The sequence below is a fragment of the Streptomyces sp. NBC_00122 genome (assembly GCF_045160845.1).
Taxonomy (GTDB): Bacteria; Actinomycetota; Actinomycetes; order Streptomycetales; family Streptomycetaceae; genus Streptomyces.
Map to the genome: position 1 here is coordinate 6,681,650 of NZ_CP108191.1, position 14,447 is coordinate 6,696,096.

Annotated in this window: 11 protein-coding genes; 9 read left to right on the forward strand and 2 right to left on the reverse strand. The window is 74.0% G+C overall.

Annotation, left to right across the window (positions count from 1 at the left end; genetic code table 11):
- Nucleotides 1–58: 58 nt before the first annotated feature.
- The 8 genes from OG737_RS30480 (at nt 59) to OG737_RS30515 (ending at nt 11,898) form a co-directional block, all read left to right on the forward strand.
- Nucleotides 59–1,834: a dynamin family protein gene (locus OG737_RS30480; protein ID WP_405922220.1), complete on the forward strand. Its 1,776-nt coding sequence runs from the start codon at nt 59–61 to the stop codon at nt 1,832–1,834.
- On the forward strand, nt 1,834–3,909 hold the full coding sequence (locus tag OG737_RS30485) for a dynamin family protein (RefSeq protein ID WP_328929412.1): 2,076 nt from the start codon (nt 1,834–1,836) through the stop codon (nt 3,907–3,909). The genes OG737_RS30480 and OG737_RS30485 overlap by 1 nt, the downstream gene beginning before the upstream one ends.
- A 53-nt stretch (nt 3,910–3,962) precedes the next feature.
- Complete coding sequence (locus OG737_RS30490) at nt 3,963–4,754, forward strand: class I SAM-dependent methyltransferase (RefSeq protein ID WP_405922221.1); 792 nt, start codon at nt 3,963–3,965, stop codon at nt 4,752–4,754.
- A 112-nt stretch (nt 4,755–4,866) separates the two neighbouring features.
- The gene (locus OG737_RS30495; protein ID WP_405922222.1) at nt 4,867–5,853 is read left to right on the forward strand and encodes an NAD-dependent epimerase/dehydratase family protein; all 987 of its coding nucleotides are present in this window, start codon (nt 4,867–4,869) and stop codon (nt 5,851–5,853) included.
- Nucleotides 5,854–5,992: 139 nt separating this feature from the next.
- Nucleotides 5,993–6,571: a 2Fe-2S iron-sulfur cluster-binding protein gene (locus OG737_RS30500; protein ID WP_405922223.1), complete on the forward strand. Its 579-nt coding sequence runs from the start codon at nt 5,993–5,995 to the stop codon at nt 6,569–6,571.
- Nucleotides 6,568–7,584 carry an FAD binding domain-containing protein gene (locus tag OG737_RS30505; protein ID WP_405922224.1) on the forward strand — a complete coding sequence of 339 codons (1,017 nt, stop codon included), beginning with the start codon at nt 6,568–6,570 and terminating at the stop codon, nt 7,582–7,584. Before OG737_RS30500 ends, OG737_RS30505 begins: the two co-directional genes overlap by 4 nt.
- 8 nt (nt 7,585–7,592) lie before the next feature.
- Nucleotides 7,593–9,713, forward strand: coding sequence for a xanthine dehydrogenase family protein molybdopterin-binding subunit (locus tag OG737_RS30510; protein WP_405922225.1), 2,121 nt, complete (start codon nt 7,593–7,595; stop codon nt 9,711–9,713).
- Nucleotides 9,714–9,813: 100 nt separating this feature from the next.
- Nucleotides 9,814–11,898 carry a SpoIIE family protein phosphatase gene (locus OG737_RS30515; protein ID WP_328929418.1) on the forward strand — a complete coding sequence of 695 codons (2,085 nt, stop codon included), beginning with the start codon at nt 9,814–9,816 and terminating at the stop codon, nt 11,896–11,898.
- On the opposite strand, the gene OG737_RS30520 is transcribed toward OG737_RS30515, so the two are convergent.
- Both OG737_RS30520 and OG737_RS30525 read right to left on the reverse strand, forming a co-directional pair.
- Nucleotides 11,873–13,243, reverse strand: a complete 1,371-nt coding sequence (locus OG737_RS30520; RefSeq protein ID WP_328929419.1) for an MFS transporter — start codon at nt 13,241–13,243, stop codon at nt 11,873–11,875. The genes OG737_RS30515 and OG737_RS30520 overlap by 26 nt on opposite strands.
- Nucleotides 13,244–13,386: 143 nt before the next feature.
- Nucleotides 13,387–13,743 (reverse strand): metalloregulator ArsR/SmtB family transcription factor, encoded by a 357-nt coding sequence (locus OG737_RS30525; protein WP_328929420.1) that lies wholly within the window; start codon nt 13,741–13,743, stop codon nt 13,387–13,389.
- A gap of 144 nt (nt 13,744–13,887) precedes the next feature.
- On the opposite strand from OG737_RS30525, the gene OG737_RS30530 reads away from it, so the two are divergent.
- Entirely contained in the window at nt 13,888–14,424 is a 537-nt protein-coding gene (locus OG737_RS30530; protein WP_328929421.1) for a DoxX family protein, read from the forward strand.
- Nucleotides 14,425–14,447 lie beyond the last annotated feature (23 nt).

Sequence of the window (14,447 nt, forward strand, 5' to 3'; positions counted from 1 at the left end):
TGGTCGCGCCGGGTCGGTGTGGACGGGGTGGGGTGGCGGCGCCGTGGGCGGTTGGGAAATGCGCGCGCGGGATCTGCCGCAGCGCGAACTGGCGGAACAGGTGGCCCTGCTCGCGGACCGGGCCGGGGCGGACTCGGCGGCCTCGCTGATCCGCCGCGCCGCACGCCGGGCCGAGTCACCACTGGCCCGCATCTGCGTCATCGGCGGCAGCAACGTCGGCAAGTCACGCCTCGTCAACGAACTGATCGGCACGGACTGCCTGCCGGTGTCCGTCCACGCGACGAACGGGCCGCCCGTCGTCGTACGGCCGACCGGCGCCGAGGGTCCGGAGGAGGCCGGCTCCGAGGAGGCCGAGCCCGCGGACGCGGTGGCGGCGGGGCACCGCACCGTACGTCTGCAGGTGCCGGCCGATTCCTGGCCGGCCCGGGTCGGCGTGGAACTCGTGGACACGCCCGGCTGGGAGGGCTGGTCCGGCGTACGGCAGCCCGACAGCGCCGCCCTCGCCAGGATCGTGGCCGACTGCGACGTGGTCGTCGTGGTCACCGAGGCGCGCCGCGCGATGCTCGCCACCGAACAGGCCCGGATCAAGGCGCTGGCCGCCGCCCCGCACACGCCACCGCTCGCGATCGTCGTCACCAAGCTCTCCGAGGTCGAGGACGAGGCGGCCGAAATCCTGCGGCGGGTCAACCACCTCGCGGGACAGCTGGCTCCCGAGGCGCTGGTGCTGTCCGGACCGGTACGCGTACGCACACCCGGCACCTCCGGCGCCCCGGGCCCGGCACCCGGCGCCGAGGCCGCCGCCCTGGACGGGGTCGACCAGCTGCGCTCGGCACTGGCTCAGCTGGCCGGCGTCCGACTGCGCCGCGCGTTACGCACGATCCGCCGCCTGTACCTGCTCGCGGCCAGCTGCGACCTGGTGGCGGAGGCGGCCGACCGGGCACTGACGGACGCGCACTGGACCGACCCGGTCAGGGCCCGCGCCGCGCAGATCTGGCACACGGCGCACGAGAGCTCCCGCTTCCACTGGATCGTGCTCAGCGCCGACGCGGGGGAGTGGCGCGCCGCGCTCGTGGCGACGATCGCCGCGGAGGCGCGCAGGCGCCGGGCCGCCGCCGTACGCGAACTCGCGGCGCGCTTCTCCCGGATGCTGGAGACCCCGGAGGAGCAGCACTTCATCCGGCTCCACACGATCCCGTACACCGCCGAGGCCCTGCAGCACTTCGAATCCTGGATCACCGTGACCGTCGACCGGGTGCTCGAACAGGACACCGGCCGGCTGCGCGACGCGCTGCTGCGCAACCGGCCCGGAGAGGAGCTGTTCCAGGGCCTGGCCGCCCCACCCGCCCAGCGGGTCGTGCCGACGGCGGCGCTGCCCGGGGTGGCGGGCACGGCGGCGGCCGCGGAATCGCAGAACGCGACGGGCTGGGACGCCTCCTGGCTGCCGGAGTTCGTCGGCACCGCCATCGAGAGCGTACTGACACCCGTCTCGACCGAGGTCGTCGCGCAGATCGCCGGGGCGGCCGGCACGGCACTGGTGACGGAGGCGCTCGAACACGGCCAGGGGGAGCGCCGCGAGCGCACCATCGACGATCTGGAGCGGATCGTCGAAGCCGCCTTCACCGAACAAGTGGCCCGTACGGACACGCGGATCGGCCAGGTGTACGAGCGCCTGCTGAGCCAGGCCCGGGACCGCGACGAGCAGTGGTGGCGGCTGCACACGACGGCGGTCGCCGCCCAGCCGGACTCGATCGGACACTGGCGTTCACTCCAGAGCACGGCGCGGTCGCTGAGCCGCTCCGTGCACGCTCACCTATCCCTCCTGGAAGGGGCCTGATGGCGCACGACAACCGGCAGTTGGCGGCCGGCCAGGAATCACCGGCCGCGCAGTTCCGCGGCTGGAGCGACAACATAGGCACACTGCGCTCGTACTATCAGAGCCTGCAGCAGGTGGCCGGTGAGGCGGCGGCGGCCATCGCACCGCCCGGAGCCCCGGGCGGACTGCTGGACCTCGGCATCAACGGAGCGGTCTTCGAGCGCGAGACCTTCCGCATCATGGTGCTCGGCGAGTTCAGCAGCGGCAAGAGCACGCTGATCAACGCCCTTCTGGGGAAGAAACTGCTCCCCACCAAGGCCAATCCGGCCACCGCCTTCACCACGGTCCTGCGCTGGGGCGAGACCGAGCGGGCCTGGCTGTACCGGGACACGGACCGGCGGGGCGGCGAGACGGCCGTCACGACGGAGGAGTTCAAACGCGAGGTCTCCCTGCAGATCGACGCGCACGGAGCGCCGCGGACCCCGTCGTTCGCCCTCGCCGTCGTCGAGCAGCCGCTGGAGCTGCTCCGCAGGTCCGTGGAGATCGTCGACTCGGCCGGGATCAACGAGAGCCCGGACCGCGAGCTGGTGACCCTGAGGTACCTGGAGGAAGTGGACGCCGTCGTCTTCGTCACCGACGCGGGACGGCCGTTCACCCTCCACGAGACCGAGAACTACCTCACGCGCGTCAAGAAACTCGGGCACCGTGACATCTTCTTCGTGGTCAACCAGTTCGACCGGATCGAGGAGGAAGAACGGGCCGAGGTGATGAGCCGGTGCCGCAACGCGGTGGCCGAACTCTCGGGGGACAGCGGCTCGGCCGCCGCTTCCAACGTGTTCTTCGTCAGCGCTCTCCAGGCCCTGAAGTCGCGGCTGGACGGGGACGAGGAAGGGCTGCGGGCCTCGGGGATCGGAGGGCTGGAGGACGCCCTGGAGGTCTTCTGCATGCGCGACGCGGCCCGGGTGAAGTTCGTCCGGCTCGCCGAGTTCCTGCGGCACAACGCCGTGAACCTGCGCGTGCGGCTGCACGACGAGGGCGCGATCCTGATGAAGTCGACGGCCGAGCTGCGCGAGCTGCTCGACCGCAGCCAGGCCACCCAGGACCAACTGCGCGCCAGCGCCGACGCGATCCGCGACATCGTGGCCACCAGGGTTCTCGACATCGAGAACGAACTACAGCTGAAGTTCAGCGCGTTCCTGACCACCATCAGCGGCGAGATCGCCAACTGGCACGTCACGACCGGGCCGGGGCGCCTGAGCCGGGCCGTCCGGTCCTTCACCAAGGGCGGCCGGGTGGCGGCCCAGCACGAGCTGCGGGAGGCGTACACGGTCCAGCTCCAGGAACGCATGCAGGTCTTCTGCACGGAGAGCCTCGACCGCCTCATCGAGCAGCGTCAGGCGGACCTGCTGCGCCAGCTCGAACCGCTGATCCAGGCGCACGCGACGCTCCTCGACAAGCTCCGTGCGGAGCTCACCGGCGCGCAGTCGGTCCGGGACCAGGACCACCTGCTCTACACGCTCGCGGTCGTGGCGGGGAAGGGCGACGGCCGCGGCGGGCGGTACCACCAGGACGACGTGCCGCTGCTGTTCCGTCCCAGCTCGCTCATGGCGATCGGCGCGGGCACCGGTGCGGCGGTCGCGGGCGGTGCGGCCGTGGCCGCCACGGCCGGCCTGATCACCCTGGGGCTGGCCATGCCACCGGTCGGCATCGCGGCGGCCATCGGAGCCGCCGTCGGACCGCTCATGGCCTCCGGGGCGGTCCTCTTCGCAGACGGCAAGCTGCAGTCCCGTGCGGCGCAGGAGTTCTCCGACCACGTGAGGGATTCGGCGGGCCTGACCGCCCGTCAGTACGCGGACAGCCGTGCCGCCGATCTGCGCGCCGTGTGGGGCGGCATCAGCGGAGCGCTCCACACACAGCTGCAGGACCTCATCGGCATCGTCCAGCGCAACATCGAGGAGTCCCGGTTCGACGAACAGTCCAAGGCGGGGCTGAGGGACCAGCTGTACGTGTACGAGCAGCGGATCACGGAGGTGGAGCAGCTCATCGGAGTCTTCCTCCAGCCCTTCGTGTCGGAGGCGGAGCGCGAGCAGGCTTAGGGGCGGCGGCGTGGCAGGTGGAGAAGAGGCGGTGGCGGGCCGATAGTGAGGCGGTGAGCGACTCGTCGGAGGAAACCGGGCGACCCGGGGTCGGAGAGGGCGCCGCCTGGTCCGGCCGCGAGGGCGCACAGGCCTTCGCGGCCGTGGAGGCGGCCACGGACTGGCTCCTCGGATATCCGTTCGTCTTCCGGGCCCTGAGCCGCCGGCTCGGCGCCGGCGAGGTCCTGGTGGACTACGGATGCGGGCCGGGCAAGGTGGCCGATCAGGCGGCCCGGCGGCTGGGGGCGCGGGTGCTGGCGGTGGACACCTCGCCCGAGATGCTGGCGCTGGCGCGCGGTTCGGGCTCGGCGGTGGCGGAGTACCACCTCGTCGAGAACGGGCGGGCGACGGGCCTGCCGGACGGCTGCGCCGACGCGGTGATGTGCAACCACGTGCTCGCCTCGCTGCCGACCGAGGACGCGGTGCTCGCGGTGTTCACCGAGATCCGCCGGCTGCTGCGGCCCGGGGCCCCGTTCGTCCTGCTGGCCACCGATCCCGACTGCGGCGGAACGGACTACGCCTCGCTGCGCATCGGCGAGGCGGGGCAGGCGTACCGGCCGGGCGACCCGCTCACCGTACGGCTCCGGCGCACGGACGGAACCTGGCAGGAGGTCCGCAACCACGCGTGGCCGGTCGCCGTCATCCCCGCCCTGCTGGAGCGCACCGGCTTCCGGGGCGTCGTCCAGCAACGTCCCTCGGTGGACGAGGCACTCGCGCTCGCGGACCCGGAACTGGCGAACAGCCGCACCTGGTCGGCGGAGCGGGCCAGACCACCGCTGGTGATCACTTCGGCTTCGGCGGCCTGACAGCTCTCGGCTCTTCAGGCTCACTGCTCACTGGCCACTGCTCTCCCCTCTCCCCTCTCCGCTCTCGGCGAAGAGGCGTGCGCCGGGCCCACGGCCCGTGTTGGGTGGGCCGATGGAGATCTTGATACTGGGCGGGACGGCATGGCTGGGCCGCGAGGTCGCGCGGCAGGCAGTGGCACAGGGACACCAGGTGACCTGCCTGGCCCGCGGGGAGAGCGGAGCGGCCGCCGAGGGCGCGGCACTGGTCACCGCCGACCGGCGCGACCCGTCGGCGTACGAGGGCGTGGCGGGCCGGGACTGGGACGCCGTGGTCGAGGTGTCCTGGCAGCCCGGATTCGTCCGCGGGGCACTCGCCGCGCTCGGCGCGCGGGCGGGCCACTGGTCGTACGTGTCGTCGGTCTCCGCGTACGCCTCGCACGCGGACCCGGGCGCGGACGAGACGGCCGCACTGCTGCCGGCGGCGGAGCGGGACGAGGCCGGCCGCGAGCAGTACGGCGAGGCCAAGGCGGCCTGCGAGGAAGCCTCCACGGCCGCGGTGGGGGACCGGCTGCTCATCGCGCGGGCCGGACTGATCGGCGGACCGGGCGACCACAGCGGCCGCACCGGGTACTGGGTCGGCCGCGCCGCCCGCGAGCCGCTGGCCCCGCTGCTGGTACCCGACTCCCCGGACGTGCCGACGCAGGCCGTCGACGTACGGGACCTCGCGGCCTGGCTGCTCGACTGCGCGCGCAAGGGGACGACCGGCACGTACGACGCGGTCGGCCCGGTCGTGCCCTTCGCGGAGTGGGTCGCGCTGTCGCGGGAGATCGGCGGGCACACCGGGCCGGTGGTGGAGGCGGACACCGACTGGCTGCTCGGGCAGCAGGTGGGCCAGTTCATGGGTGAGGAGTCGCTCGCGATGTGGATGACCGACCCGGAATGGGCCGGCTTCAGCGCGCGCACCGGCGCCGCGGCGCTCGCGGCAGGCCTGCGCCACCGCCCCCGGGCGGAGCTCCTGGCGGACACCCTGCGCTGGGAGCGGGAAGCGGGGCTGGACCGGCCGCGCCGGGCCGGGCTGAGCGCAGCACGCGAGCGCGAACTCCTGGACCTGCTGCGCTGAGGGCCGTCCCGCGGGGTCCGGGCGGGGCCGACCGATGGAAGATCGCCCCCGCCGTCGGCGACGCTCCGCGTGGCACGCCGCACACCGGGCTCCGCGACGGCATGGTCGACGGGTAACGGAGACACGGAGGGAGCCGGCGGTGGCGAGTGCGACAGAGTCCCATACCTCCCGCGTCACGCTCCGCGTCAACGGCACGGACCACGTCCTCCCGCTCGACCACCGCGTCACCCTGCTCGACGCCCTGCGCGAGCACCTCGGCCTGACCGGCGCGAAGAAGGGGTGCGACCACGGTCAGTGCGGCGCCTGCACGGTGCTCGTCGACGGGAGGCGGATGAACAGCTGCCTGCTGCTCGCCGTGGCCCAGGACGGCGCGCACGTCACCACGGTGGAGGGACTCGCCGCCGTCGCCGCGACCGACAGCACCGACAGCACCGTCAGCACCGTCGGGGCACTGCATCCGCTCCAGCAGGCGTTCATCGACCGGGACGCCTTCCAGTGCGGCTTCTGCACGCCGGGCCAGCTCTGCTCCGCCGTCGCGGCGATCGAGGAAGCCGCCTCGGGCCACCCCTCGCACGTCACACCCGACGACGTCCTCGCCGAGCCCGGCCGCCGCGTCACGCTGACCGCGCCGGAGATCAGGGAACGGCTCAGCGGCAACATCTGCCGCTGCGGCGCCTACCCCCGCATCGTCGACGCCGTGCTGGACGTGATCGAGTGAAACCCTTCTCCTACGTGCGCGCGACCAGCCTCCAGGAGGCGACGGCCGCCCACGCCCGGCTGCCCGGCTCCCGCTATCTCGCCGGCGGCACCAACCTCGTGGACCTCATGAAACTGGGAGTCGAGAGCCCCGGCGCCCTCGTCGACCTCTCCGGGCTGCCACTGGCGGGCATCGAGCTGCTGCCCGCGGGGACGCTCCGCATCGGCGCCACGGCACGCAACAGCGACGTGGCCGCCCACCCCCTCGTACGCGCGCACCATCCGGCCCTCGCGCAGGCACTGCTCGCCGGAGCGTCGGCGCAGCTGCGCAACGCCGCCACCACCGGCGGCAACCTGCTGCAGCGCACCCGGTGCTCCTACTTCCAGGACGTGTCGGCGCCCTGCAACAAACGCGACCCGGGCTCCGGCTGCGCCGCGCGCGACGGGGTCCACCGCGATCACGCCGTACTCGGCCACTCCGCGCACTGCGTCGCCACCCACCCCTCGGACATGGCCGTGGCCCTCGCCGCGCTCGACGCGGACATCGAGCTGTACGGACGCGAGGCCACCCGGACCGTGCCCGCCACCGCCTTCCACCGGCTCCCCGGCGAGCAGCCCGAGCGGGACACGGTCATCCGGGACGGGGAGATCGTCACCGCCGTCCTCCTGCCCGCCGCCGGACCCGGCGCCGTCTCCCTCTACCGCAAGGCCCGCGAGCGGGCCTCCTACGCCTTCGCGCTGGCTTCGGTGGCCGTCGTGCTCGACCTCGACCCCGCAACCCGTCGTGTGCGGCGCGTCGCCGTCGCCTTCGGCGGCCTCGCCCACCGGCCCTGGCGCGCCGCCACGGCCGAGGAACGGCTGACCGGCGCCGAGCCGACCCCCGAGGCCGTGCGGGAGGCCGTCGACGCGGAGCTGGCCCAGGCGCAGCCCCTGCCCGACAACGCCCACAAGATCACGCTCGCCCGCAACCTCGCGTGCGACGCACTCGCCACGCTCGCCCGGCGGGCGCAGGACGGACGCCCCCGCACCCCGTAGGAGCAGGAATGTGCCCCGACCGTCCCGACCGCGCCGCCCCCGCCCTCGGTACCCCCGCACCCCGGACCGAGGGGCCCCAGAAGGTCACGGGCGCCGCGCACTACGCCACCGACCGCACCCCGCCCGGTCTCGTCTACGCCTGGCCCGTGCCCGCCACCGTGCCCCGCGGCCGCGTCACCGCCGTGGACACCGGCCCCGGCCTGGCGCTCCCGGGTGTGCTGGGCGTCCTCACCCCGTACGACGCGCCCCGTCTGGGAACCTCGGACGACCCCACCCTCCAGGTGCTCCAGAACACCGAAGTCCCGCACCGCGGCTGGTACGTGGCCCTGGCCGTCGCCGAGACCCCCGAGGCGGCGCGGGCCGCCGCGGAAGCGGTACGGATCACCTACGCGACCGAGGCGCACGACGTCGGCCTGCGCACCGACCACCCCGAGGCCTACGCGCCCGAGGAGGTCAACGCCGGGTACCCCGGCCTGCGGGAACGGGGCGACCCGGACGCGGCCCTCGCCGCCGCCCCCGTACGCGTCGACTGCTTCTACACCGTGCCGCCCCTGCACAACCACCCCATGGAACCGCACGCCGCCACCGCCCGATGGGACGTCGTGGACGGCCGTGAGCACCTGACCGTCCACGACTCCAGCCAGGGCGCTGGGGCGGTTCGGACGGCGCTGGCCTCGCTGTTCGGCCTGCCCGAGGAGGACATCACGGTCGTCAGCGAGCACGTCGGCGGAGGCTTCGGTTCCAAGGGCACCCCCCGCCCCCACGTGGTGCTGGCCGTCATGGCCGCCCGCCACGTCGGACGCCCCGTCGTACTCGCCCTGCCCCGGCGCCACCTGGCCGCCGTGGTCGGGCACCGTGCGGAAACCCTCCACGAGATCAGCCTGGGTGCCCGCACCGACGGCACCCTGACCGCGCTCACCCACGACATCACCACGTACACCTCCAGGGTCCGGGAGTTCGTGGAGCAGGCGGCCGTCCCCGCCCGCGTCATGTACGCCGTACCGGACAGCCGCACCGCCCACCGGGCCGTAGCCCTGGACGTCCCCACGCCGTCGTGGATGCGCGCCCCGGGGGAGGCGCCCGGCATGTACGCCCTGGAGTCGGCCATGGACGAGCTGGCCGAAGCGCTGGGGGTAGACCCCGTCGAGCTGCGCATCCGCAACGAGCCCGCGAGCGAACCCGACACCGGCCGGCCCTTCAGCAGCCGGCACCTCGTGGACTGCCTGCGCGAGGGCGCGGCCCGCTTCGGCTGGGCCGCATCGCGTACGCCGCGCAGGGAAGGGCCGTTCCTCCGGGGCACCGGGGTGGCCTCCGCCACCTACCCCGTCTACATCGCGCCGTCGGCCGCCCGGGCCCACGCCCGGCCCGACGGGAGCCACCTCGTCGAGATCAACGCCACCGACATCGGGACGGGCGCCCGTACCGTCCTTGCCCAGGTAGCGGCCGACGCCCTCGCCGTCCCGCTGGACTCCGTGACGGTGGCCATCGGCAGCACCGACCTGCCACCGGCCATGCTCGCCGGCGGATCCGCCGGAACGGCTTCCTGGGGGTGGGCGGTGCACGAGGCCTGCACCGCGCTGGCCGCCCGCCTGGCGGGCCTGCGGCACGGCGTGCCCGCCGAGGGGCTGTCGGAGACGGCCGACACCACGCAAGCGGTCCGGCAGGAGCAGCCGTACGCCCGCCACGCGTTCGGTGCCCACTTCGCCGACGTCCAGGTCGACACGGTCACCGGAGAGGTACGCGTACGCCGTCTGCTCGGTGTCTTCGCCGCCGGGCGCATCCTGAACCCGGTGACGGCGCGCTCCCAGTTCACCGGCGCGATGGTCATGGGCATCGGGATGGCACTGACGGAACGGAGTACGGCCGACCCCGTCCTCGGCGGCTTCGTCGAAGCCGACCTCGCGGCCTACCACGTGCCGGTCCACGCGGACGTGCCCGACATCGAGGTGCACTGGATCGACGAGCACGACGAACACCTCAACCCGATGGGCAGCAAGGGAATCGGCGAGATCGGCATCGTCGGCACGGCGGCCGCGATCGGCAACGCCGTGTGCCATGCCACCGGGAAACGCCTGCGCGACCTCCCCCTGACCCCGGACCGGGTCCTGCCGGCCCTGGAGGGCTTGTAGGCCGTACGGCCCACACCGTCCCCGCCCCCGGCGCCCGCCCGGACGCTGCGCGGTCGATTTGGAGGGACGATGAAAGCCAGCCGGGAAGGGAGCGCCGTTGATGGATGCGACCGATGCCTTCGCGACGGGCGGCGCAAGGCGCGCCGAGGCCGGGGTTTCCCCGCCGAGCGGGCTGCTCGACGTCCTGAACGTCGCGGCGGTCGTCCTCGACGCCGAGGGGCGGGTCGCCCTGTGGAGCCCGCAGGCCGAGCAGCTGTTCGGGTGGCCGGCCGAGGAGGCCCTCGGACGGCCCGCCGCCCGCCTGCTGGCGTCCGAGGACCACGTGGACCTGGTCGTGGAACTGTTCGCGCGGGTCATGGGCGGCGCGGGTGACTGGGCCGGAGCGTTCCCCGTACGGCACAAGGACGGCAGCACGCGCCTGGTCGAGTTTCGCAACATGCGGCTCCTGGACGAGCGCGGAGACCTGTACGCCCTCGGGATCGCCACGGACCGCACACGGCTGCGGCAGCTGGAGCGGGACCTGGCCCTCTCCGCCCGTCTGGTGGCCCAGTCCCCGATCGGGCTGGCGGTCCTGGACACCGACCTGCGCTACGTCCTGGTCAATCCGTCGCTGGAGCGCATCAACGGGCTCCCCGCCTCCGAGCACATCGGACGGGGTGTCCGCGAGGCCCTGTCCTTCCTCGACGACGCGGCCGCCGTCGAGGCGGCGATGCGCCAGGTCCTGGCCACGGGCACGCCACTGGTCGAGCAGTTCACCGCCGGACACACCCACGGCGATCAGCATCATGAACACGCCTGGTCGGTGTCGTACTACCGGCTGGAGGACGCCACCGGGCGGGTCCTGGGCCTGGCGACCTCCGTGGTGGACGTCACCCAGAGCCACCTGGCGGCCAAAGAGATCGCCCGCAGCCGACGCCGCCTCGCCCTGATCGCGGACGCGACGGTGCGCATCGGCACCACCCTCGACCTGGATCAGACCGCCCGCGAACTCGCCGAGGTCGTCGTGCCCGAACTGGCCGACATCGCCGCGGTCGACATCCTCGACTCCGTCCTCGAAGGCCGGCCGAGCCTGAAGTCCTCCGCCCACGAACCGGCGGTGTTCCGGGCCCTGGCCGTGGCCTCCGCCTATCCCAGCGAAGCCGTCCGCGCAGCGGACCCCCCGGGCGACATCGCCCGGTACGCGGCGGACCGCCTGGTCACCCGGTCCGTGACGACCGGCCACCCGGTACTGGTGGCGCACGTGCACGCACACGACATCTCGCGCATCGCCCGGGACGACGACGCGGCCGCCCTGCTGGCCCGCGCCGGCCTGCGCTCCTACCTGGCCGTGCCGCTCATCGCCCGCGGCGAGGTGCTCGGCGCCCTCGACCTCAAACGCACCCGCAACCCGCTGCCGTTCAACGACGACGACATCATCCTGGCGGGCGAACTGGCCGCCCGCGCCGCCGTGTGCATCGACAACGCCCGCTGGTACCGCAACGCGCACCACACCGCCCTCGCCCTCCAGCACCACCTGCTCCCGCACCACCCGCCGCCCACCCCCGGCCTGGAGGTCGCCTACCGCTACCGGCCGGCCGCGGCCACCAGCGAGATCGGCGGTGACTGGTTCGACGCCATCGCCCAGCCGGACGACACCACCGTCCTCGTCGTCGGAGACGTCATGGGCAGCGGGATCAACGCCGCCGCGGGCATGGGACAGCTGCGCACCGCCACCCGCACCCTCGCGGAACTGGCCCTCGAACCCACCCGCGTACTCGAACAGCTGGACCGCACCACCAGCGCCCTGGAGGAGACCATCGCGACGTGCGTCTACGCCGTCTACGACCCCCACCGCGCGCAGTGCCGCATCGCCGTCGCCGGACACCTGCCCCCGGTCCTCATCCGTTCCGGCCGGGCCCCCCAGCTGCTCGACCTGCCCACCGGGACCCCGCTGGGCGTGGGCGGCATCCCCTTCGAGGCCACCTCCGTGCGGATGGAGCCCGGCGACCAGCTGGTCCTGTACACCGACGGCCTGGTCGAGACCCGGGACCAGCCCATCGACGAGCGCCTCGGCCTCCTCCTGGAGCTGCTCGCCGACACCAGCCGCCCGCTGGAGGAGACCTGCGACAGGCTCCTGGACACGCTGCGCCGACCGGATGACCACGACGACGTCGCCCTGGTCATCGCCCGCGCGAAACCGCTGTGAGACCGGTGGCCGGCCAGTGGTGGTGGTGCTGGTCGATGACGTAGTGGTGACCGTGCCGCCAGCCGCCCGCCGCGGGGCGGGCGTCGGCCAGGTGGGGGTGGCCGGGAGGCAGGTCGGGGTGGACGTGTTCGAGCCGGGACGGGTCGCGGGCGGGCCACAGGGCGGCGGCGGCCGCGGCGGCGGCCAGGGAGACGGCGCCGAGGACCATCGCGGTCACCGGAAGCCCGGCTCCGGCGGCGAGCCAGCCGGCCAGGGGGTACGTCAGCAGCCAGCAGCCGTGGGAGAGGGAGAACTGCGCGGCGAACGCGGCGGGCAGGTCCGCGTCGGCGGTGGAGCGGCGGATCACGCGGCCGCCGGGGGTCAGTACGGCGGAACAGGCGGCGCCGATCAAGGCCCAGAGCAGCAGGATCGCGGTCCATGACCAGGCGGCCGGTGACGTCGAGGTGACGGCGGCGACGGCGGCCAGGACCACCGGCAGGGCGAGGGCGGCCGGGAGCATCAGGGCGCGGTCGGGGACGCGGCTCAGCAGGCGCGGCAGCAGCAGCGCGGTCAGCGCGGATCCCGCGCCGTAGGCGCCGAGGGCGAGGGAGACGGCGCCCGCGGGGCGGCCGAAGTGGTCCCGTACCAGGACGACCGTGTCGACGAAGACGATGGCTCCGGCGGCAGCCACCGCGAGGTCGAGGGCGAGCAGGGCCCGCAGGCGGGGTGTCGCCCGGAACAGGTGGGCTCCGAAGGCGGCCTTGGCGTAGGCGCCCGCGGTGCGCTCGACGGGCGCGGGCCGGGGCAGCACGGTGGCCAGGACGAGGGCCGCGGAGGCGGCGAAGCCGATGGTGGTCCCGGCGAACAGCCAGCCGTAGGAGACCAGGGTCAGCAGGGCCGCGGCCAGCGCCGGGCTGAACAGGCTCTCCAGGTCGTAGGCGAGCCGGGACATGGACAGGGCCCGGGTGTAGTCGCGCTCGGCGGGCAGCACCTCGGGGACGGTCGCCTGGAAGACGGGCGTGAAGGCCGCCGAGGCCGCCTGGAGCAGGAAGATCAGCAGGTAGATCTCCCAGACCTCGGTGACGAAGGGCAGGGCCGCGGCGACCGCGGCCCGGGTCAGGTCCGTCGCCACCATCAGGGTGCGGCGCGGGATCCGGTCGGCGACCGCGCCGACGAGCGGGGCGATGGCGACGTAGGCGGTCATCTTGATCGCCAAGGCCGTCCCGAGCACCGCCGAGGCGTCGTTCCCGGCGATGTCGTACGCGAGCAGGCTGAGCGCGACGGTCGCGAGCCCGGTGCCGACCAGGGCGACGGCCTGGGCGGTGAACAGGCGCCGGTAGGTGCGATTGCGCAGTACGGACAGCATCGGTCCCGTCCCGGGTCGGGTCGGCGGCGTGGGGAGTCCCCTGACCCCACCACCATAGCCAACATGTGCGTACCTGTGCACATGTCGGTTACGGGACCGGCGCGCGGTCGGTCGGCGAGCCGGTCGTGCGTCCGGCCGTGCGGTCAGTCGTGCGGCGGAAGGGAGCGCAGCTGGTGGTCGGCGACGCTCAGGGCCTCGTCCACCAGACGCCGCAGATGCCCGTGGCGCAGGGCGTAGACCACGCGGCGGCCGTCCTTGCGGCTGGTGACGAGCCCGGCGAGGCGGAGCTTGGCGAGGTGCTGGCTCACGGAGGGCCGGGCGGCCCCGCAGGCCTCGGTGAGCGTGCCGACATCGGCCTCGCCGCGCCCGAGCTCGTCCAGCAGCGCCAGACGGGTGGCGTCGGCGAGCAGCGCGAGGACGGACACGGCGACCGCGAGGCGCTCGCCCTGATCCTGCTCCTGCGAGCTCTCTGCACCTGCCAGGTGCGTGCTTGCGCTCATGCGCACATGGTAGGCGGGCCCGTAGGCCCGTACGGAGGATCTCAGGGCGGATGCGGGGGCGGTGGCGCCCGGAGCGGATACGGATGGGGTGCGTATCGCCGTGTGCGCCGTGTGCGCAGCCACCCATCCGCGAGGAGACCCCCGATGAGCCGCATCAACCGACGTGACCTTGGCCTGCTGGCGCTGCGGGCCGGTACCGGCGCGGTGCTGATGGCGCACGGCACGCAGAAGCTCTTCGGGTGGTTCGGCGGCGCGGGTCTGGAGGGAACGGCGGCCGCGATGGAGCACATGGGTTTCAGGCCCGGGCGGGAGAGCGCGATCGCGGCCGGTCTGGGTGAGGCCGGCGGTGGGGCGCTGCTGGTCCTGGGTCTGGCCACGCCGGCTGCCGGCGCCGCGGCGGCCGGAGCAATGGCGGGCGCCGTGTCCGTACACGCGCCCGCCGGGTTCTTCAACCAGGGCGGCGGGTTCGAGTACCCCGCGTTCCTCGGGTTCACCGCGGCCGCCGTCGGCCTCGCCGGACCGGGCCGCTACTCCGTCGACCACGCCACCGGACACTGCTTCGACCGGCGGTGGACGGTCGCGCTGGCCTTCGCGGCCAGCGCGATCGCTGCCGCCGCGGTGGTCGCCCGACGCGCCGGGGCGCAGCAGGGCGCCGCCCCGGAGGCTGCTGACGAAGAATGAGCGGCTCGATCCGGTCCGGATGC

What these genes read in the sequence shown, in the direction of transcription:
- OG737_RS30480 (WP_405922220.1), top strand. Translation starts at nt 59, where the DNA reads ATGCGCGCGCGGGATCTGCCGCAGCGCGAACTGGCGGAACAGGTGGCC.
- OG737_RS30485 (WP_328929412.1), top strand. Translation starts at nt 1,834, where the DNA reads ATGGCGCACGACAACCGGCAGTTGGCGGCCGGCCAGGAATCACCGGCC.
- OG737_RS30495 (WP_405922222.1), top strand. Translation starts at nt 4,867, where the DNA reads ATGGAGATCTTGATACTGGGCGGGACGGCATGGCTGGGCCGCGAGGTC.
- OG737_RS30510 (WP_405922225.1), top strand. Translation starts at nt 7,593, where the DNA reads ATGTGCCCCGACCGTCCCGACCGCGCCGCCCCCGCCCTCGGTACCCCC.
- OG737_RS30515 (WP_328929418.1), top strand. Translation starts at nt 9,814, where the DNA reads ATGGATGCGACCGATGCCTTCGCGACGGGCGGCGCAAGGCGCGCCGAG.
- OG737_RS30520 (WP_328929419.1), bottom strand. Translation starts at nt 13,243, where the DNA reads ATGCTGTCCGTACTGCGCAATCGCACCTACCGGCGCCTGTTCACCGCC.
- OG737_RS30525 (WP_328929420.1), bottom strand. Translation starts at nt 13,743, where the DNA reads ATGAGCGCAAGCACGCACCTGGCAGGTGCAGAGAGCTCGCAGGAGCAG.
- OG737_RS30530 (WP_328929421.1), top strand. Translation starts at nt 13,888, where the DNA reads ATGAGCCGCATCAACCGACGTGACCTTGGCCTGCTGGCGCTGCGGGCC.